This window comes from Sphingomonas sp. OV641 (assembly GCF_900109205.1).
Taxonomy (GTDB): domain Bacteria; phylum Pseudomonadota; class Alphaproteobacteria; order Sphingomonadales; family Sphingomonadaceae; genus Sphingomonas.
In genome coordinates this window covers 1-1,943 of sequence record NZ_FNZB01000033.1, presented here as the reverse complement: position 1 = coordinate 1,943, position 1,943 = coordinate 1, and the positions used below count along the sequence as shown (strand labels likewise).

Genomic DNA, 1,943 nt, shown 5'->3' with positions numbered 1-1,943 from the left:
GGCAATATGGAGCGCTACATGTGGGGCTTTGACGGCCAGAAGATGAGCGACCCTGCCGACCCCATCCCGTTCCGCAAGGACGAGCGCGCGCGCGTTACCCTGGTCAATGACACGATGATGCCGCACCCCATCCATTTGCACGGCCACTTCTTCGAGTTGGTGACCGGACATGGCGACTTTGGGCCTCGCAAGCACACTGTGAATGTGGCGCCAGGCGGTAAGATGACATTCGACGTAACGGCCGATGCGCCCGGCGACTGGGCGTTCCACTGCCACAATCTCTATCACATGACCGCGGGGATGATGCGTGTCGTGACGGTTCGCCCGATGGGCGAGGAGAATCGCGATGCAGCCTAAGTTCCTCCTGATCGCCGGCGGCGCGGCGCTTGGCCTCGCAACGCCGGCGGCCGCGCAGATGGACCATTCCAACATGCCCGGCATGAAGATGCCGCCGCCAAAGGCGCCAGCGGTAAAAAAGCCTGCCGCCAAGAAGCCCTCAGCGACCAAGCCCGCCGTGCACAAGGAGTCCGCGAAGCCTGCCGCCAGGTCGACACCGCGCGCGAAGGCGGGATTGGGGGCCAAGCCTGCCGCAAGTCGGTCCGCCAAGCCTCCGGTCGGTGGACCGGCTGTTGCTGATCCTCACGCCGGTCATGACATGTCCGCCATGCCCGGTATGAATATGCCTGAAGCCAAACCTGATGCCAGTTCGGGGCACGACATGTCCGCGATGCCAGGTGCGTCCGGCGGCGCCAACCCCGCTGAGCCAGGTGCTATGCAAGGCATGGACCATGGATCGATGCCGGGAATGGGCCAAAGTTCGGGCGCGATGCAAGGCATGCCGGGACACGGCATGGGAAGCATGCCCTCAGCCACGGGCGCGGCGATGATCGGCACCAACCTTCAGGCCGGCACCGCTCCGCCGCCGCCCATCCCGACCGATCGGGCCGCGGACCAGGTCTACTCTGCCGCTGCTATGGCGCATTCGCAGCAGCATCTGCGGTCGATGCACGGCGGGCAGAATTTCTCCCAGGTCATATTCAATCTGGCTGAAGTCCAGATCCGGGACGGTCGCGATGGTTACCGGTGGGACGGCAGTGCCTGGTATGGGGGTGATATCAACCGGCTGGTGCTCAAGACCGAGGGCGAAGGGAATATCGGGGGAAGTCTGGAAGCGGCGGAGGTACAGGCGCTTTATTCGCGCGCCATTGGCCCATACACCGATATACAGCTTGGCGTCCGCTACGATTTCAAGCCCAACCCCTCGCGCGTCTATGCGTCGGTCGGCTTCGAAACGCTGGCACCCGGCTTCTTCGATGTCGAGGGCGCACTGTTCCTGTCCAACAAGGGCGACCTGCTGGGGCGCCTGGAAGGTTATTACGATCAGCGGATCACGCAGCGGCTGGTTCTTCAGCCACGCGCCGAACTCAACTTCGCCGCGCAGGACGTGCCGGAAATCGGCATCGGCTCAGGCCTTTCCACGGCCGAACTCGGTCTGCGTCTCCGCTACGAGATCAGGCGCGAGTTCGCGCCCTATGTGGGCATATCGTACGACCGCAGCTTCGGGGACACAGCCCGCTTCGCGCGCGCCGAAGGCCAGGGCGCGGCGTCGACCAGCCTCGTTCTGGGCATTCGCACATGGTTCTAAGGCCAACTAGTCTTGTTGCGTTGGCCAAGGCCAAGAAGGAGAAATCGATGTTCAAGGCAGTAACGCTTCTGGCTCTGGCCGCGATGTCGGCGAGCCCCGCTTTGGCTCAGCAGGGCATGGACCACTCGAAAATGCAAGGCATGAACCACGACAACATGCCTGGCATGAACACGCCCTTCATGCCCGCCGAAATGGCGATGCATGAAAAGATGATGAAGGCCAAGGGCGCTAATGCGAGCGAGACGTGGGTCCGCAAGATGATCGAGCATCACCGCGGTGCGATCGCCATGTCGCAGAT

At 63.1% G+C, this 1,943-nt stretch carries 3 protein-coding genes; all 3 read left to right on the top strand.

All coding sequences use genetic code 11. The features are described from left to right. Nucleotides 1-357, top strand: a 357-nt coding sequence (locus tag BMX36_RS21230; RefSeq protein WP_177179240.1) for a multicopper oxidase domain-containing protein, incomplete at its 5' end; no start/stop codon positions are given. Then, entirely contained in the window at nt 347-1,645 is a 1,299-nt protein-coding gene (locus BMX36_RS21225) for a copper resistance protein B (RefSeq protein WP_066706730.1), read from the top strand. The genes BMX36_RS21230 and BMX36_RS21225, both read left to right, overlap by 11 nt. A gap of 47 nt (nt 1,646-1,692) precedes the next feature. Beyond that, a partial coding sequence (locus BMX36_RS21220; protein WP_093068550.1) for a DUF305 domain-containing protein occupies nt 1,693-1,943 on the top strand: 251 nt, incomplete at its 3' end.

Excerpts from the sequence above, each read along its gene's own strand:
- BMX36_RS21225 (WP_066706730.1), top strand. The coding sequence starts at position 347 with ATGCAGCCTAAGTTCCTCCTGATCGCCGGCGGCGCGGCGCTTGGCCTC.